Source organism: Kitasatospora sp. NPDC058032 (assembly GCF_042885845.1).
In the GTDB taxonomy this organism is placed as follows: Bacteria; Actinomycetota; Actinomycetes; order Streptomycetales; family Streptomycetaceae; genus Kitasatospora.
Window position 1 is genome coordinate 15847 of record NZ_JBHVRK010000014.1, and the last position, 21624, is coordinate 37470.

Genomic DNA, 21624 nt, shown 5'->3' on the forward strand with positions numbered 1-21624 from the left:
GGGCCGAACGCCTGGCGGCCGTGGAAGCTAGAACCCACACTTCGCCTGTCGCTGAGTGGGAGAGGTGCCCAATCCCGGCCCAGCGCACGGGGGCGCAAAACCTCAGGCAAGTAGCACTCCTATGCGCTCCCCCCAATCTCCGATCAAACTCCGAATTCGTACTCGTCGTCTCAAGTCGCTCCGTATTCTGGTGCGTTCGCCTACCGACCAGGTGAGCTCAGGACGACGGACCGGAGGGTCAGCAAGTGGACGGCACCGCCAGCCGCGCGAGGGAGGAGGCCGTGGCCTCCCAGGCTCAGCGATGGGCCGACGAACTCATTGATTTCGGACCGCGCAACACATTGCTGCACTTCAAGGACACCAAAACTGGCAGTCTCGACCTGACTGCCGTCTCCGCCGAGGCACAGCACGCACTACTGACCGGCCGGAAAATCCGGCTCGTGAACCTGGTCCCCGATCCGTCCGACCACAAATCCGCCTGCCTCCGCGCACGCTACCTGCGACGCCGGATCCTGGAACTGGACGAGGAACAGGGTGTCGAGGCCGGTCGCCTGGCCTGCGGACTGCTGAACGTGGACCCGCCGAAGACACGGGGCACAATCACCGTCCTCCCGCTGCGCGCTCCCCTCGTGCTGCTGCCCCTGACGATCCAGCCGCGCACAGCCACCGAGAACGACTTCGTCCTCCAGGTCGACGGCGAGCCGGAGATCAATCCGGTCCTGCTCTACGCGCTGAACCGCCAGTACGGCCTGGACGCCGACCTCGACCAACTGGCCGACCAGGCGTCAGCCATGCTCGAGGAGCAAACGGATCCGGGGACCAGGGTGCGCGCTGTGTACGACCTCCTCGCCAAGGCCCTCCGCCGGAGCGGGCTCTCCGCGTCGTTCGAGGAACGCCTAGTGGTCGGGGCCTTCAGCTTCGACCGGCTGCCCATGGTCAACGACCTCAAGAACTCGAGCTCGTTGCTCGCCGAGCATCCCGTCATCGCCGCCATCGCAGGTGACATCACGGCGGCCCGCTCGCTGTTGAAGGAGGGCCCTCCTGCGGGAGGCGAGATCCCGCCGCGGGAGGAGTTCCTCGTCCACGACGCCGATGCCTCTCAGCAGCAGGCGATCCGCGCCGTGCTGGCTGGTCGACATGTGGTCATTGAAGGCCCTCCCGGAACGGGCAAGAGCCAGACCATCGCCAACCTCATCGCCGCACTGGCCGCTGAGGGACGCCGCATCCTCTTCGTTGCGGAGAAGCGCGCCGCGATCGAGGCGGTCACCGACCGACTCGCCCAAGCCGATCTCGACGGACTCGTTCTCGATCTCCACGGGAACAAGCTGAACCGTCGCCAGCTCGCCCAACAGCTTCTTGAGACCCTCGACCGGTCCGGCCAGGAGCCGCCGCCGCGCCCTGAGCAGTTGCACGCCTCACTCGAGCACTTTCGCAGTCAGACCGGCCGGCACGTCTCCGAGTTCCACCAGCCGCGGTCCCCATGGGGGGTCAGCGCCTACCAGGCCCTGACGGCGCTGTCGGGAGTTCCGCCCGAGCAGCAGACCCGCTGGCGCCTGCGCGGCGGCGTCCTGAAGCACCTGGACCTGGCTGGTCGGCAGCAGGTGGAGCAGGACCTGCACAAGTTCGTCAGCCGGAAGGGGCCGCAGATTCGGCGCGGCCAGTCTCCCTGGGCGCGCACCCGCGTGCGGGACGCCACGGAACTCCGTCCCATCCTCGAACGACTCGACCAGCTGGCGGGCACGGCCTTCGTGGACACCCGCCGGGAGATCGAGGCGCTCATCACCGCAGCGGGGCTGTGCCAAGCACAGGACATCCACGGCTGGCAGCACTTGCTGGACCTCCTGCAAGCCGTGTCCGGCACCTTCGAGGAGTTCACTGCGGAGGTCTTCGGACCACAGCTCGACCGGCTCGTCGCCGCCACCGCCGACCGGGCTTGGCGCAAACAACATGGGCAACCCATCGGCTGGTGGCAGCGGCGCTCCTTGGTCCGTGAGGCCAGGGCCGTCTGTCGGGACGGACTGCGCGACCGCCAGGTTCTCCACTCCCGGCTGGTCCAGGCCCAGGAGCAGCGGGCCCGCTGGCAGAGCGTTTCGCTGGACGGCACACCGCCGTCCGCTGTCCCTGAACTCGGCGCCGCTCTGAAAAACTTCACCGAACTTCGCGACCGGCTCGCCGCAGTTGCCCTCTGTGCCGGTGTCGACGACTGGGCGAAGACGCCTGCCGACGAGGTCGCCGAGATCGTACGAGAACTCGACGCCCACCGCGCGACGCTGTACCAGATGCCCGAACTCAACCAGCTGACCGACCGTTTGGAGGATGCCGGGCTCGGCCCGCTGCTCGACGAGCTGGCCCGGAGCCTCCCCACGCCCGAGGCGGCGGTCGCCCAGTTCCGTCACGCCTGGTGGTCATCCGTTCTCGACGAGATCAAGATGCATTCCCAGCACGTTCGCACCTTCACCGGACGGGAACACGATCACGCTGTCACACAGTTCCGCCGCACCGACAGCGACCACATGGCCGCCAACGCCGGCCGCGTGCGGTACTCCGTGGCGGCCCGGCTGCGAAAGGCCCGCGATGCTCACCGCGACCAGAACGCCGTGGTCCGCGACCAGGCCGCCCGAAAGACGCGCCACCTGCCCCTGCGCAAACTTGTCGCCAGAGCCCCCGACGTGCTGCTGGCGGCCAAGCCCTGCTGGGCCATGTCGCCGCTCGTGGTCAGCCGGGTGCTACCGGCCGCCCGGTTGTTCGACGTGGTGGTCTTCGACGAAGCCAGCCAGATCCTGCCACACGACGCCATGACGTCGATCATGCGGGGTCGCCAGGTCGTCGTCGCGGGCGACCGGAACCAGCTGCCGCCCACCTCGTTCTTCAGCCGCGTGCTAAGCGGCACCGACAGCCAGGAGAACGCTGATGAGGAGGACGGGAACGATCCCGGCGTGTTCGAATCGCTGCTGGACCTGCTCAGCAGTCGGCTGCCCGGCGTCCACACCCTCCGCTGGCACTATCGGAGCAGTGACGAGAGGCTGATCGCCTTCTCCAACCGCGAGATCTACAGCGACCGTCTCGTCACTTTCCCGGGGACCGCCGTCGAGAGTCCGATCCGTCTGGAGGTCGTCGACGGCCACGCTCTGCCTGGCCAGGACGGCTCCGCACCTCAGGAGGTCGAACGAGTGGTAGAGCTGGCACTCGACCACGCCGCCCGTACCCCCGACCTCAGCCTCGGCATCATTACCATGGGCCAACGGCACGCCGATCGCATCGATCTCGTCCTGCGCAGAGCCCTCGAGGAGCAGCCGGACCTGCAGGACTTCTTCAGCCCCGAGGCAGGCCCCGGCCGACGCTTCTTCATCAAGAATCTCGAACGCGTGCAGGGCGACGAACGCGACGCGATCATCCTCAGCATCGGGTACGCCAAGGCCGCCAACGGCCGGCTTGCCCAACGTTTCGGGCCGCTCAACAACGAAGGGGGAGAGCGTCGGCTCAACGTCGCCATCACACGCGCCCGCAAGCGCATGACGGTCGTCAGCTCGTTCTCCCATCACGACTTCGGCCCGCGTGTCGAAACGAAGAACCGCGGCCCCGAACTGCTGCGCCTGTTCCTTGAATACTGCGCTGTCCAGGGTGACCTCTCCCGGTCGGGCGGCCGCCAGGAGACGTACGAGCTGAACCCGTTCGAGAGGGAGGTTCTGGAGGCCCTGCGGTCCTCGGGCGTCCCCGCCGTCCCGCAATGGGGCGTTTCCGGCTACCGTATCGACTTCGCACTGGCCCATCCGGAGCGACCCGGTCAGATGCTGCTCGCTGTGGAGACGGATGGCGACCGCTACCACCGCACAGAGAGCGCACGAGACCGTGACCGGCTCCGCCAAGCACACCTGGAACGGCTCGGATGGCAGTTCCATCGAATCTGGGCCGCAGACTGGTTCACTGACCCCCAGGCCGAGACGGACCGACTCGTCGGTGTCTGGCAGGACGTCGTCCGCGCGGCCGATGAGCCGCCGAACAGCAGAGTTCAGGACCCGGTCCCCGCTCCGCGCCGGGCAGAAGAGCCGTCGACTCGGCGAGGACCTAAGCCGTCGTTGAGGCCCGGTGGCAGCATCGGCGCCTACTCCGATCTGGACCTCCGCGCGCTCGCAGGCTGGATTCTCAGCGACGGCTACCAACTCGACCGTGATACCCGGATCAGTCAGGCCATGACCGAACTCGGCTTCCGGAAGCGAGGACGGGTCATCGTCGAACGCCTCAACCAGGCCTTCGATCACTCTCAGCAGTTCGCGGACAAGGAGCACATCTGATGCCCCAGCTCGATCCCATGACCATCCAGCGCATCGCGCGACTCGTCGTGGACACGGACGGCCCTTTCGAACGCCCCGGCTACCAGCTGACCGAGCTGCTGAAACGAGCGGCCTGGCCGGTACCCGTTGAATACGACGGCACGGCGCGGGTGCCCTGGCTGACCGAGACGATCACGGAGTCGTCCCATGACGAAGCCGCCGTCAGCCGCCTCCTCTGCCGCATCTGCGATCCGCTGGAGTACGAGGACGGCATGGCTTCCGCTGACCTCCTCAGGCAGGGAGTCAACCAGGTCCTCGCCGCAGAGCAGCTGTCGATCACTTACGTTGGCGGCCGCCCGATGCTGGGTGCGCTCGGCGAGGACGGCCGATCGACCACCTTCAGTCCACCCGACGACTTGGAGGCGCGTGTCCGACGACTGGTCAGCAGCGACGAGATCACTCGTCAGCTCATGCAGCGGGTGAACGAAACCCGTATCTGCGCGGACAACGGTGCATACGTCTTCGCCCTCATCGGCATCGGAAGCTTCACCGAAGGTCTACTGCTCGACGTGCTGACCAAACGCGAGCCGAGCCTGGCGCAGGGATTCCCGAATCCCAATGGAGGAAGGCCGGTGCTGGCCGCGAAGGCCAGCCTGGCACTGCTACTCGACACCGCACGGTCCCGGGGCTGGATTCAGGTCGACGCTCACGACTTCATGAAAATCGTCCGCGAGTACCGCAACTTCGTCCACCTTCGTCAGCAGCAGGAACGCGGGATCGACCCCGACCACGACACCGTCATGATGTGCTGGGGCCCGGCCCTCGCTGTCCTCAACGATCTCGAGTCGAGCCACCTGCAATAACTACTACCTAGTATATCGCGGCCTGGAGGGTGGCGACCGGGTCGCAGTACCAGCCGCACGACGCCCCCTGCCCCCGCAACACATGACGTCGTCCTGGCCGCAGCCATCTGACCTTCGGCCAACTCTTGCTTTTTCTACGGTGATTGGTATCACTGCGAACCGCGGAGTATCGGTCCGCTCCGTACAGTAGAGCCACGAGTACGTCGTCGAGTGTTTCCGCCGATTCGAAGGCGAGGCCATGTCCGACTCCTCCATCCCGCGCTCCCGTTCCCGCGGATCCTCCCGACGCCGGAGGTCCCGTTTCATCGACCAAGCTCTTTTCACCCAACCGGAGTTGCTCGCCGAACGGCTGCTCATCCATGTGGACGCCACGCGGGCGGGGTGGGTACGGGACCACCTCAACACCGGCAGGAGCGGGCTCGTGATCGGTGGGCCGAAGGCCCTCAGGAAGACACTGGACCTTCGGGAGGAGGGCTACGAGGACGTACTCCTCGCCGACCCGGCGTTCTACGAGCACGGTGTCGCGACCGCGGACCTGCCTTACCTGCAGCGGGCCGGCGAGTTCCCCACGACCGACCCGCTCGGTCAGGCAGTCCAGGAGCAGCTCGCCGTCGGCGCGACGGCGGCGCTCACACCGACCGGGTACCTCCGAGCCGGGGACACTGCCGCTGTGCGGGCTGCTGTGCGCGAGGTTGCCGTGCGCGAGGATCCTCGAATCGTGCTCGCGCTACCGATCGACGTCGGCTGGCTGCAGATCGACATGATCGACCGCCTCATCGATGAACTGAGCGCAGCGCCGGGATCCAAGGCCATCATGCTCGGCGGCCAGTTGGACCCGCTGGCGAGCTTCCCCGACGCTCTCACCGGCCTGACCCGGGTCCTGGCCCAGATACCGGGCACCGCCCTGCTGCGGGCCGATCTCGCGGCGTTCGGCGCGCTCGCCGGAGGCGCGGCATTCGCCGGCTACGGGCTTTCGGGGCGCCTCCGGCACGTCGTACCGCCCGGCGAGCCGGCGAAGAGCTCAGGGTTCGCCGACTCCCCGTCCGTTCTGTTCCCCGAGTTGATGGCCCTGTTCCTCGGAAAGACCCTCGCACGCCGCTTCGCCGCTACGTACGCACCCGTGTGCGAGTGCACGGCCTGCGGCCATCGGCCGCTGGACAGCTTCCCGAGCAATCGTGACGGCCGGCCAGCAGCACAGCACAACACGTCCGTATTGCTGTCCTGGCAGCAGGCGCTGCACACGCTGGCACCCGGGCCCGACCGCCAACGGTGGTGGCAGGAACGCTGTCGCACTGCAGTGAACCGCTATCCGCTCGTCAACGCCGCCATCCAGCAGCCAAACGGCTTCAAGGTCCAACCGCAGCTGCTGCGATGGTCCCTCCTCAATATGGCGGCGCCTTCGACATCGACGGGCGCAGGAGCAGACTGAGGCGCGGGCGATTCAGCCAAGTCGTCCGTACAGCTCCTCGACGAAGTGCCAGGCCGCTGCGGTGTGCCGCAGCGGCCGGTACACCTCGGGTTGCAGGGCCATCCGGATCCCGTCCTGCTCGTGGACGAACACGCCGATGCCGTAGAAGGCGGCTTCCGTCAAGATCTCGTCCAGCCCCGCGCCCGGGGCCGAGCGGAGCAGGACGGCGCGGCGGCAGAACGGTGCAAATCGGCCCGCACGCTCAAGACCCGTCCGCCAGTCGGCGGCCAGCACAACCGCGAGGTCAACGGCGAGCGGCCGGACCGCTCGACGTTTCACCAGATCCGTGTCCAACTCGACCGCTCCGTGAGGGAGATGACGAACCTCTACCCACCGCGGGAGCGATTCCACCGGAACGGGAAGGTCGACCGGAAGACCGAGCAGACACTCCAACACGGGGATGCTGTCCAACTGCTCAGCACCAACCGCTTCCCGCCTGCGATGCTCAGCTTCATCAATCCGGTACAGCAGGAGGGCACGGGTACCCAGGACCGATAGCGTGATGCCTTCGCTCTCCGAGGACACCTGCGAGAAGGCCGCCTCGCGGATCGAACGCCAAGCCGCAGGATTCGCCACACTTGCCATGGACCCCACCTTGCCGTACCGCGCGGCAGCACGGCCAGGAGCCTCCTGGCACCAAGATGCTTCCGGCCGGGCGCGAGGTAGTGAGCCCTGAAGTCGCAAGGCCGCCCGTCCCTGCGCAACCAGCCCGCAGCTGAACCGCTGGGGACGGGCTACGGACTCATCGAACACCCTGTCCTCTGCCTTGAGTCCGGGGCGCAGCTGCTGCGGGCCGCGCCATCGAGATGGCCTCTCGGCCAGCGCCGAGGGGCTGCACATCCCGCGGCAGCTGGAGGTCCAACTACATTGAGCGACGCGCCCGATGGGCGACGATCAGGTCGCGGTACCAGGCGTAGGAGGCCCTGGGGGTGCGGCGCTGGGTGGTGAAGTCGACGTGGACGAGGCCGAAGCGTTGGTGGTAGCCCTCGGCCCATTCGAAGTTGTCGAGGAGGGACCAGGTGTAGTAGCCGCGGATGTCGATGCCTTCGGCGGCGGCCTGGGCGAGGGCGTCGAGGTGGGTGGCGAGGAAGGTGATGCGGGGGTGGTCGGGGGCGGTTTCCTCGGTGACGGAGCAGCCGTTCTCGGTGATGGTGATGGGTGGGAGGGAGCTGCCGTACGACTGGCGGAGGTCGAGGAGGAGTTGGCGGAGGCCTTCGGGGACGACGGGCCAGCCGAAGGCGGTGTGGGGGACGTCGGGGATGTCGAGGAGGTCGAAGGGCAGGGCGGGATCGGTGGGGGCGGCGACGCGGGTGGGGTTGTAGTAGTTGACGCCGAGGCCGTCGAGGCCGGGGGTGTGGATGAGGTCGAGGTCGCCGGGGCGGACGGCGCCGAAGATGTCGTCGGGGACGCCGAGGGCGGTGAGGTCGGGGTAGCGGCCGAGGAGGAGGGGGTCGGTGAAGAGGCGGTTGTGGAGGGCGTCGTAGGCCCTGGCGGCGGCTGTGTCGGCGGGTGAGGGGGAGGCGGGTCCGACCGGGGTGAGGTTGTTGGAGATCAGGACGTCGAGGCCGCGGTCATGGAGGGCCGTGGCGGCCAGGCCGTGGGCGAGGAGTTGGTGGTGGGCGGCCGGGAGGGCGTCGAACATCAGGGTGCGGCCGGGGGCGTGGATGCCGAGGGCGTAGCCGAAGACGGTGTGGACGAAGGGCTCGTTGAGGGTGATCCAGGCGGGGACGCGGTCGCCGAGGCGGTCGGCCATGACGGTGGCGTAGTCGGCGAAGCGGTGGGCGGTGTCGCGGTCGAGCCAGCCGCCGTTGTCTTCGAGGGCCTGCGGGAGGTCCCAGTGGAAGAGGGTGGGGAGGGGGGTGATGCCGGCGTCGAGGAGGGCGTCGACGAGGCGGTCGTAGAAGGCGAGTCCGGCGGGGTTGACGGTTCCGGCGCCGGTCGGCTGGATCCGGGGCCAGGCGATCGAGAAGCGGTAGCCGTCCACGCCGAGGCCCTGGAGCAAGGCGATGTCCTCGGGCCAGCGGTGGTAGTGGTCGCAGGCGACCGCCCCGGTGTGCCCGTCCCGGATGGCGCCGGGGCGGGCGGTGAAGGTGTCCCAGACGGAGGGGCCGCGGCCGTCCTCCCCCACCGCGCCCTCGATCTGGTACGCGGCGGTGGCGACACCCCAGCGGAACCCCGGTGGTAGGTCGTAGCGGTCCGGCATGGCAGCCTCCCGGGAAGAACATGAGGACTGCTCATGTTACTGGCGCCATGGCGAAACACCAGGGGTGCCGGGCCACTGTCCGGGGACGGCCGGCCCCTTGGACAGGGCAGGTCCGCCGGCCCTCGGGTCAGCCTCCGACACCGACCCCGGCGAAGGGCGCGGAACTCAGGCCGAGCAGGCCGCCGAAGGGGGAGTTCAGGGCGTAGATGAAGACGACCATGAACGCGATGAGGCTGGTGAAGCCCACGACCAGGACCAGATGGGTGCGGGTGCGCTGGATGCCGAAGAGGAACATCAGGCCCAGGGTGAGCGCACCGCCGGCGAGCAGGCCGAACCACATCACGCCCGACATTCCTCCGCTGCCGGCCGACTCGCGTCCGTGGCGCGACTGGTAGGCGACGGAGATCTGCCCGAACGCCACCTGGTCCACCTGCTGTTGCACGTTGGTGGAGGGTTCGAAGGACGTCCACGCATTCTGCACGTCGTGCAGCAGCGTCCAGCCGCGCGGGCCCAGCGCCTTGCGCTCCTCCATCAGGGGCCACTCCTCGGTCCGGACGTAGGTGGCATACGCGACCGCCGCCGATCGGGCCTGCTGAGCGGCCTCGGGCGGCAGCGCGTCGGCAAGCAGATACGTCTGGTGCAGCGCCCCTGCCTCGGCGCTGATGTTGGCACCAGCGTCACCCTTGGCCTCCCACACCGCGACCAGCGCCACGCCCAGCACCAAGGCGTACAGCACGCCGACCATCATCGTCAGGTACTCGGCGGTGTCGTCGCGGGCCTCGTCCTCCGGCTCCGATCGCCTGATCCTGCGGCTGTTGAGCAGGGCGGCGCCCCCGGCGACGGCGGCGAATCCGACGACGATTCCGATCACTCCGATTACGTGTTCCATGGCGCCCCTGAGGTTGGGCCGGGTCGGCGGCGCGGCCTACGGCGACGCCGCGCGATGGCTACGGCGGCGATCGCGGGCATGAGGAGGACCAGGAGGAACAGGAGGAGGAAGCGCTGCTGCAGAGCGGTGGTCGTCGTGCGGGTGGCGGACCGGCCGGTGTGGAGGAGGGGTGACGTCACGTGGCCTCCCCCCGTGCCGGGGCCAGGGGAACGTGAGGCGGAGGCGGAGGTGGAGGCTGAAGGGGATGGCGAGGGCCTCGGGGACGCGACACTGGAACCACCGCTCGGCGAGGTCTGCACGGGTCTGCGCCCGTTGCCCGGCGCAGCGGCACCGGGAGCACCCGGGACGGAAACACCCGGGACGGGGGCGGCGGGCGCAGGGACGGCCGGGGCGGCAGGGGCGGCGGGGGCCGGTGGAACGGCGGCGGCCGGTGCGGCGGCAGCGGGTACGCCTGCGGGGGGAACTCCGGGTGCAGGAGCCCCGGGTGCAGGAGCCCCGACGGCGGCGGCGCCGACTGCGGGAGCTCCGGCTGCCACAGCTCCCGCTGCGGGTACCGCGACGGCGGCGGCCCCACCTGCCGGCACCCCCGGTGCCGCAGCCCCGGCCGCAGGCGCCCCGACGGCGGCGGTCCCGCCCGCCGCCACCCCAGGTGCCGCAGCCCCCGGTGGAGGAGCCCCGGCCCCGGGTGCGGCAGCCCCGGCCGCGGGCGCCCCGACGGCGGCGGTCCCGCCCGCCGGCACCCCAGGTGCCACAGCCCCCGGTGGAGGAGCCCCGGGTGCGGCAGCCCCGACCGCAGGCGCCGCAGGCGCAGGAGCCCCGCCGACCGCAGCCCCGGCTGCGGGCGCCCCGACGGCGGCGACCTCACCTGCGCGTACGCCCGCCACCGCTACCGCTACCGGTGCCGGTGCTCCGGGTCCCGGGGCAGCGGCTGCGGGAACCCCGGGCGTGGGACCACCGGGCACAGGACCGCCCGGCGCTGCCGCTCCGCCCACCGGGGTCCCCGGTTGGGGAGCACCGACTTCGCAACCGGGTGCGGCAGGTGTTGCCGGAGCGGGCACCGGTGCTCCCGTCGCCCCGGCCGCCGGCGTGGGTGTCCCTGCACTGGGTGTGCCCGCACTGGGTGTGCCTACGGTGGGTGTGCCTGCGGTGGGTACCCCCGCGCCGGGTGTCCCAGCGCCGGGTGTCCCCACGGCGGGCACCCCCGCGCCCGGTGCTGCCGCGACGGAGGGAGCGGCCGGGCTCGCGCCCACGGCGGTGTAGCCCGAGTGTGCCGTGCGGGTGAGGACGTAGTGGCCGTAGACGAGCACACCGCGGGCGGTGACCAGGCCCTCGTGTTCGCCGGGGAGGGCACGCACGGTCGCCGTGCAGACAAGGGTGGCGACCGGGGGGAGTCGGAGGTTGCCGTCGGCGTCCCGGCCCGGGCAATGCGGCTCGATCCCGGGAGCGAGGGTGTCGGTGATCTGCAGGTCGACGACCGGGGCTTCGCCGTCGTTGCGCAGTTGGTAGCTGATCCGCACGTCGTCGCCGGCCTTCACCACGGGGGTGCCCGCACGGCCGTCGACGGTCACCGTCAGCGTCAACGCGCCGGCGCCCGGGCCGCCGTAGGGGAGGTTGGCGGCCGAGTTGGCCAGCGGCGGACCGGTGGCCGATCCGGCCACCACCAGGACGGCGGCAGCCGCGCAGAAGGACAGTTTCCAGCCGGGCATATGAGCTAGTTATTACCCCGAACGCCGCCCGCGTCCTTCCGACACGCCCTCCGAGGGGGATCGGCCCGCGCCGATCACACCACAGGGGTAACGGCAGCGGGGCGTGGGGCCTGCGGGCCGAAGAGGCGCTCCGCGAGCGCGCACCACGGGATCCGCCGACACGTCCGGCCAGACGCTGGCCGCGACCCGGCACGAGCGCGCATGCTACCGGGGAGACCGGCTTTCACCCCCGGGGAGCTGACGATGCATCGAGAACCCACGAACGCGGCGAGCCCGGGACGGCGCGCGCTGCTCACCGCCGCCGGCGGCCTCGCCGCCGCAGCGGTGACCGCGACGGCGACCGCGACGGCGACGGAGCCCGCCGGGGCGGCCGGGCACCGCGAACCGGTCCCCTTCGGTCCGGCCGTCGTGCGCCCCGGTGACCCGCGCTACGCGAGCCTGCTGAAGGGCGACAACCAGCGCTTCGTCGGACGCCCCGACGAGATCCGGGTCGTCGGCACCACCGAGCAGGTGGTGCGGGCGGTGCAGGAGGCGGTCCGCGACGGTCGGCGGATCGGCGTACGCAGCGGCGGCCACTGCTTCGAGGGCTTCACCGCCGACCCCGCGATCCGGCTGCTGCTGGACCTCTCCCCGTTGGACGCGGTGGGCTACGACCCGGGAAGGCGGGCCTTCGAGGTGCAGCCGGGCGCCACGCTCGGCCGGGTGTACCGGACGCTGTTCCGGGGCTGGGGCGTGACCGTGCCCGCCGGCGGTTGCCCGGAGGTGGGCGCCGGGGGGCACCTGGTCGGCGGCGGGTACGGGCCGCTGTCGCGGCGCTACGGCTCGGTGGTGGACCACCTGTACGGCGTGGAGGTGGTGGTCGTCGACCGCGACGGAACCGCCCGCGCCGTGGTCGCCACCCGTGAGCCGGACGACCCCGACCGCGAGCTGTGGTGGGCGCACACCGGCGGCGGCGGGGGCAACTTCGGCGTGGTCACCCGGTACTGGCTGCGCTCGCCGCAGGCCGACGCCGAGGCCCGTTCGGCGGCTCCCGACCCGTGCCGTCTGCTGCCGCCGGCGCCCGCCGAGATGCTGGAGGCGCTGGTCGAGTGGTCCTGGGACAGCCCTCGGACGACCCGGCGGGCGTTCACCACCCTGCTGCGCAACTTCTGCGCCTGGCACGAGCGCAACAGCGACCCCGATTCGCCCGCTGTAGGCCTGTACGCGGTCCTGCGGCTCAACCACCGCGAGGCGACCACCTTCTCGATGGTGGTCCAGATCGACGCCGGGATCCCCGGCGCGGCGGACATGGTCAAGGACTTCGTCGACCAGGTGAACGCCGGCACCGGTCTGGACATCGACGGCGGCAGCGCGACCGTCCCGTGGCTCTACCCGATGACCTGGCCGGGCAACGGCGAGGCCGGCGACATCATCACCCGCCGGTACAAGGGCAAGGCCGGCTACCTCAGACGCTCCTTCACCGATGCCCAATTCGCCACGATCCACCGCCACTTGACCAACAACACGGGCAACGCCGCCTGCGGCATGCTGCTGGTCGGCTACGGCGGCCGGGTCCGGGCCGTGGAGCCGGGCGCGACCGCGGTGGCCCAGCGGGACGTGGTGATGAAGGCGGTCTACCACAGCGTCTGGGCCGGGGAGGAGGACGACGGCGCCAACCTCTCCTGGGTACGCGCGCTCTACCGGGAGGTCTACGAGGACACCGGCGGTGTGCCCGTACCGGGGAGGGTGAGCGACGGGTCGTACATCAACTACCCGGACGTCGACCTCGCCGACCCGGCCTGGAACACCTCGGGCGTCCCCTGGTACACCCTCTACTACAAGGACGACTACCCGCGCCTGCAGCGGGTCAAGGCCCGGTGGGACCCGCGCAACGTCTTCCGGCACGCCCTCTCGGTCACGCTCCCGGAGTAGGCGTCACTGCGCCGGGATTGGAGGTGCCGGGGCGGTCCTGGTCGCCGTCGACACCGCCGCCCCGGGCGTCACCCTGGTCGTGGCAGCCGGTCGGCGTGTGCCGGCCGGCCGGCCGCCACGACCGGTGCGGGCGTCAGCCCAGCGTGGCGCCGCGCTCGCGGGCCAGGTCCTCCAGGCCGTAGCGGGTGACGTGCTCGGCGTTGGCCAGGTCGACGGTACGGACGCCCTCGGCGGCCAGCCGCTCGTTGATCTCGTCCAGGTGCTGTCGGACGAGCTGCTTCTCGGCGTCGGTGGTACGGCCCTTGTGGGGGCGCCCGGCGTGCTCCAGGCTCGCGTAGTTGACCCGCTCGCGGGCGGTGGCGGCGACGGCCGGCGCGCCGGGGCCCGGGACGGCGGGGGCGGCCCGCTCGGCGCCGCGCAGCACCTCGGCCATCGGCGCGACCGTGGCCAGCCGGTCGAACGCCTCGACGGTCATCACGACGGTCTCCGGCTCGTCCCCGTCCGGGTGGTGCAGTTCGACCGTCACCAGGTCGAGCGCCAGGTCCGCGACCCCGGCCAGCTCCCCGGGCAGCGCCTCGATCTCGACCGGACCGTCGACCAGCTCGGGGTGCTCCCGCACGACGATCCGCACCAGGCCCTCCTCCTCCGCGTGCCGGCCGGTCAGGTCCGAGAACCGGATGATCTTCTGCCCCATGTCTTCCTCTCCCTGCCCCTGGTGATCAGCGCAGAGCCTATGGCCTGCGCCGGACCTGCGGGGACCGTCCCGAGGACGGCCCCGCGCAATTGGCCCGGCGAACGGCCGATGCGGCACAGTGGCCCCATGAGCGCGGACACGAGGAGTCACCCGGCCCCCGGGCGGACCGGCGCCGGGCGGCGGCGGCCGGTGCAGCAGCGCAGCCAGGAGCGCTACGAGCGGATCCTGGACGCCTGTGCCGCGCTGCTCGACGAGGCCGGGGCGGCGGCGCTCACCACCAAGGAGGTGGCCCAGCGCGCGCAGGTGCCGATCGGCACGCTCTACCAGTTCTTCGCGGGCAAGGAGGACCTGCTGGCCGCGCTCGCCGGCCGCAACCTCGACCGCTACCTGGACCGGCTCGACGGCCGGCTGCGCGCCGAGCCGCCCACCGGCCCGGCCGGATTCACCGACCTCGCGGTGGAGGAGTTCGTCGCGATGAAGCGCACGGTCCCCGGCTTCGGGCAGGTGGACTTCGGGTTCGCCGGTCCGGCCGCGCCGAGCGGTGTCCGGGACGACCGGCACCTGCTGGACACCGAGGTGGACAACAACACGGCGGTCGCGCTGCGGCTCCAGGCGCTCGGCGGCGAACTCTTCGCGGCGGCCGACCCGGTGGCCCTCACGCTCGGACTGCGGGTCGCGCTGGAGGCGGCGGACGCGGTGCTCAAGCTCGCCTTCCGCGGCGACCCGCAGGGCGATCCGGCGATGATCGCCGAGTGCAAGCGGCTGGTCCGCGGCTACCTCGTCGAGCAGCTCGGCCCGCACTGAGCCCGCGCGGACCGGAGCAGGCCCGCGCGGGTCCGGTCGGGTCCCGGCGCGGCTCGCCCGGCCCCGGCGGAGCCGGCGAGCCGTTGCGGCCCGGGCGGGCCGGAAGCACAGTGGAGACAGAGGAACGGGGCAACGGCCGCCCCGCCGGTCCCGGCGTCCGCACACACCGCGAGGAGCACGACCATGCACGCAGCAGTAGGCGACCAGCTCCACATCCACAGCCGGGCGGTGGGCATGACCGACCAGAAGGGCGAGATCGTCGAGGTGCGCGGCCAGGACGGCCAGCCACCGTACGTGGTCCGCTTCGAGGACGGCCACACGGGCCTGATCTACCCCGGTCCGGACTGCAACATCGAACCCCGCGAGGCGATCCACTGACGCCACCGGCCACCGCCCCGCGCCCCTGCGGCCCGCGGCGGTGAGCCGTGCCGCTTCCGGCCGCCTTGGCCGCCTCGGCTGGCTCGGCCGCCGACGGCGCACCGGCCCTGCCGGGGCCGCTGGCCGCGCTCGCGCCGCTGCTGGAGCACTACGGCTACCCGGCGCTGGCCCTGTTCGTCCTGCTCGACAACTGCGCGATCCCCGCGCCCGGGCAGACCGTCCTGGTGCTGGCCGCCGTCTTCGCCGGCACCGGCCACCTGGACCTCGCCGCCGTGGTGGCGATCGCCTTCGCGGCGGCGGTGCTCGGCAACACCCTCGGCCATCTGATCGGCAGCACCGGCGGGCGCGCCTTCGTGCACCGCTGGGGCCGGTACGTGTGGCTCACGCCGGAGCGCACGGCCCGCGCCGAGGTGTTCTTCGAGCGGCACGGCGGCAAGGTGGTGACGGTCGCCCGGTTCTTCGACGGGCTGCGGCAGACCAACGGCATCATCGCCGGGACGACCGGCATGCCGTGGCCCCGGTTCCAGGTGTTCAACGTGATCGGCGCCGCGCTGTGGGTGGGCGTGTGGGCCGCCGTCGGGTACCTGGCCGGCGCCCACGTCGGCACCGTCTGGCGGACGGCGGTGCGCTACCAGCTGTGGCTGCTGCTCGCGCTCGGCCTGCTCGCCGTCCTGCTCGCCGCCCACCGGCTGCTGCGCGGCCGCCGGGGGCGCGCGCGGTTGCGACGCGCGCCCCAACCGGTGAGCCTGGAAACGATCACCTGGGAGGCGAGGATGGCGGAACACGGGGCGCGCGGGGGTCCCGGGAGCGACGGGGCGCTGCGCATGCCCGCCAACCGGACCGTCGTGCTCGCCGTCCTGCTGGCCACCGTGCTGGTGCTCGCCGCGCAGGCGGCGGGCGGCACCAGCGCCCGGCTGGTGCTGCTGCTGGTGTTCGTCCCCGCGCTGCTGGCCGGTCTGGGCACGCTCGCCCAGACCGTCGCCGCCGCGGTCTGGGTCACCGGCGTCATCATCATCAGCTCGGTGTTCTTCCCCCCGGAGTCGGTCAACGGCCGGGCACTGACGGTGGCCACCGTGGTCGGCTCGTCGGGCGTCGCGGTGGCGCTGTGCGCGCGCCGGATCCAGCGCGAGCGCGACCTGCACCGGATGCGGCAGAGCGCCGTCGCCCTCCAGCGCCAGCTGCTGCGCCCGCTGCCCGCCCTGACCTCCGACGTGCTGCTGCACGGCTGCTACCGGCCGATCGAGGAGGACGCCATGGTCGGCGGCGACCTCTACGACATCGCCGAGACGCCGTACGGCACCCGGGTGGTCATCGGCGACGTCCAGGGCAAGGGCCTGCCGGCGATCGGCACAGGCTTCGCCGTGCTCGGCGCCTTCCGCGAGGCGGCCTTCCGCGAACCCGCGCTCACCGACGTCGTCCTCGCCCTGGAGGACGCGGTCACCCGGCACAACACGTACGCGGCGCAGAGCGGCGAGGCCGAACGCTTCGTCACCGCCACCGTGTTCTGCCTGGACCGCACGGCCGCCGTCCAAGCGGTCAACTGCGGCCACCTCGCCCCGTACCTGCTGGCCGACGGCGGCGCGACGGCCGTCCAGCTGTCGCCCGGCGTACCGCTCGGGCTCGCCGACCTCGCCGGGGAGGTGCGCACCGTCCAGTGGTTCGACCTGCCCGCCGACGGGACGCTGCTCCTGTTCACCGACGGGGTCACCGAGGCCGCGGACGGCAACGGCGTCTTCTACCCGGTCGAGCGGCGGCTGCCCGCCCTGGCCGGGCACACCCCGGACACCCTCCCCGAGGCCGTCGACGAGGACGTCCGCCGCCACAGCCGCGGCCGCCGCCGGGACGACCTCACGATCCTCGCCCTGCGCCGCAACCCGGCCCGCTCGGCGGCCCACTCCCCGGGCGACGCGACGCTCTAGCGGAGCGGGAAGACCTCGAAGGCGACGGCGAAGCGCGTCCCGAGGCGGGTGCCCGCGCCGCGGCCGACGCCCTCCAGGAAGCCCCGGGCGTCCGCCATCGCGCCGCCGAGGCCGGCCAGGTAGGCCTTGTGGGCCTCCAGCGAGGCGACGCCGCGGTCGAAGTGCTCGGTGGTGTCCGCCGCGTGCGCGGACCCGGGCGAGCCGGCCGCCCAGATCTCCTGGACCCCGTCCCACGGCTCGTACCCCTCGTCGACCAGTTCGCGGAAGACCCAGCGGTTGCCCGCGTCCCGCACGGCGTCCAGGGTGGCCCGGCCGACGGCGATGTGGTCGGCCTGGTTGAGGAAGACCCCGCCCCAGGTGTCGCGGAAGTTGCTGGTGATGACGATGTCCGGGCGGTGGCGGCGCACCGCGCGGGCGATGTCGCGGCGCAGCGGCAGGCCGTACTCGACGACGCCGTCCGGGTGGCCGAGGAATTCGACGGTGTCCACGCCGACGAGGGCGGCGGAGGCGATCTGCTCGGCCTCGCGCAGCGGGCGGCAGCGCTCGGGGTCCATGCCGTCGATGCCGGCCTCGCCGCTGGTGGCCATCACGTAGACGACCTTCTTGCCCTGGTCGGTCCAGCGGGCGACGGCGGCGGCCCCGCCGTACTCCATGTCGTCGGGGTGGGCGACGACCACCAGGGCGGTCCGCCAGTCCTCGTCGACGGGCTGGAGGGGCGTGGGTGCCTGCTGCTCGGTCATGGTGGTGCTGCCTTTCCGTGGTGCCGGTGCGTGCGGTTGTGCGGTCGTGCAGTTGTGCGGTCGTGCAGTCGTGCGACGGGGCGGCCGTGCGGTCATACGGCCATACGGTCACACCGGGCGTGACTCCAGAAGATCACCGGACGGCCCGTCGGGCGATCGCAGCGCGCGGTGACGGACTTGCCCCTGACGCGCGGGGCAGGGGTTAGCGTCCCCGCACCGCGCGGCGGAACGGCCGCCGCACGGCGAACCCACCGCCCCGCACACCCTGGAGTCCGATCGTGCCGTCCTTCCCCAGTACCGTCCGCGAGATCCGGCTCGTCGCCGAGCCCGCCGGTCTGCCCACCCCCGAGAGCTTCGCCCTGGTCGAGGGCCCGCTCGCCGCGCCGGGCCCGGACGAGGTGCTCGTCCGCAACCGGGCCTTCCTCGTCTTCCCCGGTCTGCGCACCCTGATCGGCGGCGACTTCGCCGACGCGCCCTTCACCATCGGCCCCGGCGACGTGCTGGCCGGGCCCGCCCTCGGCGAGGTGCTGGCCGCACCGGCCGGCGGACCGCTGCGGCCCGGCGACCTGGTCACCCACCTGCTCGGCTGGCGCGACCACGCGGTGGCCGAGGCCGCCGCGTTCACCCGGGTGGCCGACGGCTTCCCCGACCCGCTCGCCCTGCTCTCCCCCGGCCTCACGGGCTACGGCGCGCTGACCCGGGCGGCGCGAGTCCGGGAGGGGGACGTCGTGCTGGTCACCGGCGCGGCGGGGGCGCTCGGCACGGTGTCCGGGCAGGTGGCCCGGCTGCTCGGGGCGGCCCGGGTGATCGGCACCGCCGGCTCGGCCGCCAAGGCACGGCGGCTGACCGAGGAGTTCGGCTACGACGCCGTGCTGGTGCGCGGGGCGGGGCCGATCGCCGGGCAGCTCGCCGAGGCCGCCCCGGACGGCGTCGACGTGCTGCTGGACATGGTCGGCGGCGAGCAGCTGACGGCGGCCGTCGACGCCGCCCGTCCTGGCGCGCGGTTCGCGCTGATCGGGACGCTGGCCGGGCAGATGGACCCGGCCCGGCGCGGCGCCGACGCGCCGGCCGTGGTGGACACCTTCCGGCTGCTCACCCGCAGCGTCACCGTCCACGGCGTCAGCGGGCAGCGGTACGCGGAGCTGGAGCCGGAGTGGCACGAGCGGCTCGACGGCTGGCTGCGCGCCGGCGAGCTGGTCGTCCCCCGGACGGTCCTGCCGGGCATCGGGCAGGCGCCCGGGGCGTTGTCCCGGCTGATCGACGGTGACGTCTTCGGCGCCATGGTCGTGGAGCTGTAGGCAGGGACGCTCGGGGAGGGGCGGATGACGGGACGGATGAGGATCGGGGACGCGGCGGCGGCGGCCGGCACCACACCGCGGGCGCTGCGCTTCTACGAGGAGCGCGGCCTGCTGCCGCCGCCCGTGCGCACCGCCGCCGGGCAGCGCGAGTACGGACCGGACACGGTGACCAGGGTGCGGGTGATCCGGGCGCTGCTGGCCCTCGGGCTGACCGTCGAGGACCTCGCCAGCCGGGCGCACCGGCTGGACCTGCTCGCCGCGGACCCGCCGCGCAGCTGCGCGTCCGAGGGGGACTTCGGGCCGGACACCTTCGCCCCGGTGATCGAGCAGCGCCTCGCCGCCCTGGACGCGGAGATCGCGCGGCTGACCCGGCTGCGCGAGGCCCTGGCCCGGCACACGGGAACCGTCGAAGCGTAACCGCCCCTCACTTCCAGAGAGTTCTCTGCAGAGACCCCTATGCAGAGAACTCTCTGCGTCCTACGATTCCGTCATGCCCACCGAGGAGAACCCCACCACCGACCGGCCGATGCGTCGCCTGGACGCGCGCAGCCTGCGCGGGCTCGCCCACCCGCTGCGGATGAAGATCTTCGAGCTGCTGAACCTCGACGGCCCGGCCACCGCCACCCGGCTCGCCGAGCGGCTCGGCGAGAACACCGGCACCGTCAGCTGGCACCTGCGCCACCTCGCCGAGCACGGGTTCATCGAGGAGGAGACCGGCCGCGGCACCAAGCGCGAGCGCTGGTGGCGGCGCGTTCCCGTCACCAACCAGCTCAACACCACCGACTTCCGGGACGACCCGGACTCCCGCGGCGCGGTCTCGCTCTACCTGCACGAACTCGTCGGTCAGTACTTCAGCCGGATCAACACCTACATCACCGAGGACTGGCCGGACGAGTGGCGCAGCGCCGGCACCATCTCGGACTGGAGCCGGCTGCGGCTGACGCCGGCCCAGCTCCGGGCGCTCAACGACGAGCTGTTCGCCGTCGTCCAGCGCCATCTGCCGGACCCGGACGCCGAGCCGGACCCGACGGCGCTGCCGGTCGTCGTCCAGCTCCAGTCCTTCCCGCGCCGCCCGCAGCCCCCGGGCACCGGCGAACCCGGAAGCACCGCGAGCGCCGCGAGCACCGAGGACGCCGCAAGCACCGAGGGCGCCGAGGGCCGGGCAGGGGGCGCCGAGTGAAGCGCGACGCCACCGCCCCCCGCAGCCTGCTGCGCCGCCACCGCGACTTCCGGCTGCTCTGGTGCGGCGAGACGGCCGGCAAGTTCGGCGCCTCCGTCACCGGCGTCGCCATGCCGCTGATCGCCGTCTCCGAACTGCACGCCTCCACCTTCGAGATCGGCCTGCTCAGCGCCGCCTCCTGGGCGCCCTGGCTGGTCATGGGCCTGCCCGCCGGCGTCTGGGTGGACCGCTTACGGCGCCGCCCGGTCATGCTGGCCGCCGCGGCCGTCTCGCTCGTCCTGTTCGCCGCCGTGCCCGTCGCCGGGTGGGCGGGCCGGCTCAGCGTCGGACTGCTGCTGGCCGTCGCCCTGCTCACCGGCACCGCGGCCGTCTTCTTCCAGACCGCCTACACCGCCTACCTGCCCGACCTGCTGTCCCCCGCCGACCAGCCCGAGGGCAACGCCAAACTCCACGGCAGCGCCTCCGCCGCCCAGATCGCCGGCCTCGGCTCCGGCGGCCTGATCGCCCAACTCGCCGGCGCCGCCAACGGCATGTTCGCCAACGCCGCGACCTTCCTGGTCTCGCTGCTCTGCCTGGGCCGGATCCGGCACCGTGAGACACCGCACGAGCCCGCCGCCGACCGCTCGCTGCGCCGCGAGGTCGGCGAGGGCCTGCGGCTGCTCACCGGGGACCCCTGGCTGCGCACCTTCGCCCTGTTCGCCAGCGCGTCCAACCTGGCGCTGATGGGCTACCAGTCGATCCAGGTCGCCTTCCTGGTCCGCGAGGTCGGCCTCGCACCGGGCACCGTCGGCGCCCTGATCGCGACGGTCAGCAGCGGCGGCGTCCTCGGTGCCTTCGTGGCCCGCCGGGTCTCCGCGCGGATCGGCACGGCGCGCGCGATGATCCTCTTCGAACTGGGCCTGTGCTCGTCCGCCCTGCTGATCCCGCTCACCGGTCCCGGCGCGGGCGTGCTCTGCTACGTGGCCGGCGGGTTCGGCATCTCGGTCGGCGTGGTGGCCGGGAACGTCATCAAGTCGGGTTTCCAGCAGCGCTACTGCCCACCCGAGCTGCTCGGCCGGATCAGCGCCGGCGGGGCCGTGCTCAGCTACGGCACCATCCCGCTCGGCGCGCTGCTGGCCGGTGTCCTCGGCACCGTGCTCGGCCTGCGCCCCGCGCTGTGGATCACCACCGCCGGAGTGCCGCTGGCGGCGCTCGTCCTGCTCCTCTCCCCCGTCGGCCGCACCCGTGACCTGCCCTCCACGCCCCGCCCGGCCGACGCCCCGTTCCCGGCCCCGGAGACCGTGACCGCCTGACGCGGGTC

Annotated in this window: 16 protein-coding genes; 11 read left to right on the forward strand and 5 right to left on the reverse strand. The window is 72.2% G+C overall.

The features are described 5' to 3' along the window. Positions 1-245: 245 nt before the first annotated feature. The 3 genes from ACFVUH_RS22270 to ACFVUH_RS22280 all read left to right on the forward strand — a co-directional run bounded on the left by ACFVUH_RS22270 (position 246) and on the right by ACFVUH_RS22280 (position 6563). On the forward strand, positions 246-4292 hold the full coding sequence (locus tag ACFVUH_RS22270) for an AAA domain-containing protein (RefSeq protein WP_387915049.1): 4047 nt from the start codon (positions 246-248) through the stop codon (positions 4290-4292). Further along, positions 4292-5134, forward strand: a complete 843-nt coding sequence (locus ACFVUH_RS22275; RefSeq protein ID WP_387915050.1) for a hypothetical protein — start codon at positions 4292-4294, stop codon at positions 5132-5134. Before ACFVUH_RS22270 ends, ACFVUH_RS22275 begins: the two co-directional genes overlap by 1 nt. A gap of 238 nt (positions 5135-5372) precedes the next feature. Further along, entirely contained in the window at positions 5373-6563 is a 1191-nt protein-coding gene (locus ACFVUH_RS22280) for a hypothetical protein (RefSeq protein ID WP_387915051.1), read from the forward strand. Between the two features lie 12 nt (positions 6564-6575). Here ACFVUH_RS22280 and ACFVUH_RS22285 read toward each other — a convergent pair whose 3' ends face one another. From ACFVUH_RS22285 to ACFVUH_RS22295, 3 genes are all read right to left on the reverse strand, one after another. After that, positions 6576-7187 carry a hypothetical protein gene (locus tag ACFVUH_RS22285; protein ID WP_387915052.1) on the reverse strand — a complete coding sequence of 204 codons (612 nt, stop codon included), beginning with the start codon at positions 7185-7187 and terminating at the stop codon, positions 6576-6578. A 277-nt stretch (positions 7188-7464) separates the two neighbouring features. Beyond that, positions 7465-8805: a GH1 family beta-glucosidase gene (locus ACFVUH_RS22290; protein ID WP_387915053.1), complete on the reverse strand. Its 1341-nt coding sequence runs from the start codon at positions 8803-8805 to the stop codon at positions 7465-7467. A 127-nt stretch (positions 8806-8932) separates the two neighbouring features. Then, positions 8933-9694 (reverse strand): hypothetical protein, encoded by a 762-nt coding sequence (locus ACFVUH_RS22295; protein ID WP_387915054.1) that lies wholly within the window; start codon positions 9692-9694, stop codon positions 8933-8935. Between the two features lie 1949 nt (positions 9695-11643). Between ACFVUH_RS22295 and ACFVUH_RS22300 the strand changes: the two genes are divergently transcribed. Continuing rightward, on the forward strand, positions 11644-13311 hold the full coding sequence (locus tag ACFVUH_RS22300) for an FAD-binding oxidoreductase (RefSeq protein WP_387915055.1): 1668 nt from the start codon (positions 11644-11646) through the stop codon (positions 13309-13311). A 133-nt stretch (positions 13312-13444) separates the two neighbouring features. Here the strand turns inward: ACFVUH_RS22300 and ACFVUH_RS22305 are convergent, their stop codons facing one another. Next, positions 13445-14005: a hypothetical protein gene (locus ACFVUH_RS22305; protein WP_355372020.1), complete on the reverse strand. Its 561-nt coding sequence runs from the start codon at positions 14003-14005 to the stop codon at positions 13445-13447. Positions 14006-14131: 126 nt separating this feature from the next. Here ACFVUH_RS22305 and ACFVUH_RS22310 point away from each other — a divergent pair, with 126 nt between their 5' ends. The 3 genes from ACFVUH_RS22310 to ACFVUH_RS22320 all read left to right on the forward strand — a co-directional run bounded on the left by ACFVUH_RS22310 (position 14132) and on the right by ACFVUH_RS22320 (position 17106). Next, entirely contained in the window at positions 14132-14809 is a 678-nt protein-coding gene (locus ACFVUH_RS22310) for a TetR family transcriptional regulator (protein WP_387915056.1), read from the forward strand. A 183-nt stretch (positions 14810-14992) separates the two neighbouring features. Next, positions 14993-15187: a DUF1918 domain-containing protein gene (locus ACFVUH_RS22315; RefSeq protein ID WP_355372015.1), complete on the forward strand. Its 195-nt coding sequence runs from the start codon at positions 14993-14995 to the stop codon at positions 15185-15187. Between the two features lie 65 nt (positions 15188-15252). Then, the gene (locus ACFVUH_RS22320) at positions 15253-17106 is read left to right on the forward strand and encodes a SpoIIE family protein phosphatase (RefSeq protein ID WP_387915057.1); all 1854 of its coding nucleotides are present in this window, start codon (positions 15253-15255) and stop codon (positions 17104-17106) included. On the opposite strand, the gene ACFVUH_RS22325 is transcribed toward ACFVUH_RS22320, so the two are convergent. Beyond that, positions 17103-17846, reverse strand: a complete 744-nt coding sequence (locus tag ACFVUH_RS22325) for a PIG-L deacetylase family protein (protein ID WP_387915058.1) — start codon at positions 17844-17846, stop codon at positions 17103-17105. The two genes, ACFVUH_RS22320 and ACFVUH_RS22325, sit on opposite strands and share 4 nt — an antisense overlap. A gap of 275 nt (positions 17847-18121) precedes the next feature. Between ACFVUH_RS22325 and ACFVUH_RS22330 the strand changes: the two genes are divergently transcribed. The 4 genes from ACFVUH_RS22330 (at position 18122) to ACFVUH_RS22345 (ending at position 21616) form a co-directional block, all read left to right on the forward strand. Next, positions 18122-19144: a zinc-binding dehydrogenase gene (locus tag ACFVUH_RS22330; RefSeq protein ID WP_387915165.1), complete on the forward strand. Its 1023-nt coding sequence runs from the start codon at positions 18122-18124 to the stop codon at positions 19142-19144. 36 nt (positions 19145-19180) lie between these two features. Next, positions 19181-19561, forward strand: coding sequence for a MerR family transcriptional regulator (locus ACFVUH_RS22335; protein WP_355372064.1), 381 nt, complete (start codon positions 19181-19183; stop codon positions 19559-19561). A gap of 73 nt (positions 19562-19634) precedes the next feature. Beyond that, a complete protein-coding gene (locus ACFVUH_RS22340; RefSeq protein ID WP_387915059.1) occupies positions 19635-20324 on the forward strand; it encodes an ArsR/SmtB family transcription factor in 690 nt (229 codons plus the stop codon). Next, complete coding sequence (locus ACFVUH_RS22345) at positions 20321-21616, forward strand: MFS transporter (protein WP_387915060.1); 1296 nt, start codon at positions 20321-20323, stop codon at positions 21614-21616. Before ACFVUH_RS22340 ends, ACFVUH_RS22345 begins: the two co-directional genes overlap by 4 nt. Positions 21617-21624: the final 8 nt, after the last annotated feature.

Bases quoted from the DNA above. Each gene is read 5' to 3' on its own strand.
- ACFVUH_RS22275 (WP_387915050.1), top strand. From the start codon at position 4,292: ATGCCCCAGCTCGATCCCATGACCATCCAGCGCATCGCGCGACTCGTC.
- ACFVUH_RS22280 (WP_387915051.1), top strand. From the start codon at position 5,373: ATGTCCGACTCCTCCATCCCGCGCTCCCGTTCCCGCGGATCCTCCCGA.
- ACFVUH_RS22285 (WP_387915052.1), bottom strand. From the start codon at position 7,187: ATGGCAAGTGTGGCGAATCCTGCGGCTTGGCGTTCGATCCGCGAGGCG.
- ACFVUH_RS22290 (WP_387915053.1), bottom strand. From the start codon at position 8,805: ATGCCGGACCGCTACGACCTACCACCGGGGTTCCGCTGGGGTGTCGCC.
- ACFVUH_RS22295 (WP_387915054.1), bottom strand. From the start codon at position 9,694: ATGGAACACGTAATCGGAGTGATCGGAATCGTCGTCGGATTCGCCGCC.
- ACFVUH_RS22300 (WP_387915055.1), top strand. From the start codon at position 11,644: ATGCATCGAGAACCCACGAACGCGGCGAGCCCGGGACGGCGCGCGCTG.
- ACFVUH_RS22305 (WP_355372020.1), bottom strand. From the start codon at position 14,005: ATGGGGCAGAAGATCATCCGGTTCTCGGACCTGACCGGCCGGCACGCG.
- ACFVUH_RS22310 (WP_387915056.1), top strand. From the start codon at position 14,132: ATGAGCGCGGACACGAGGAGTCACCCGGCCCCCGGGCGGACCGGCGCC.
- ACFVUH_RS22315 (WP_355372015.1), top strand. From the start codon at position 14,993: ATGCACGCAGCAGTAGGCGACCAGCTCCACATCCACAGCCGGGCGGTG.
- ACFVUH_RS22325 (WP_387915058.1), bottom strand. From the start codon at position 17,846: ATGACCGAGCAGCAGGCACCCACGCCCCTCCAGCCCGTCGACGAGGAC.
- ACFVUH_RS22335 (WP_355372064.1), top strand. From the start codon at position 19,181: ATGAGGATCGGGGACGCGGCGGCGGCGGCCGGCACCACACCGCGGGCG.
- ACFVUH_RS22340 (WP_387915059.1), top strand. From the start codon at position 19,635: ATGCCCACCGAGGAGAACCCCACCACCGACCGGCCGATGCGTCGCCTG.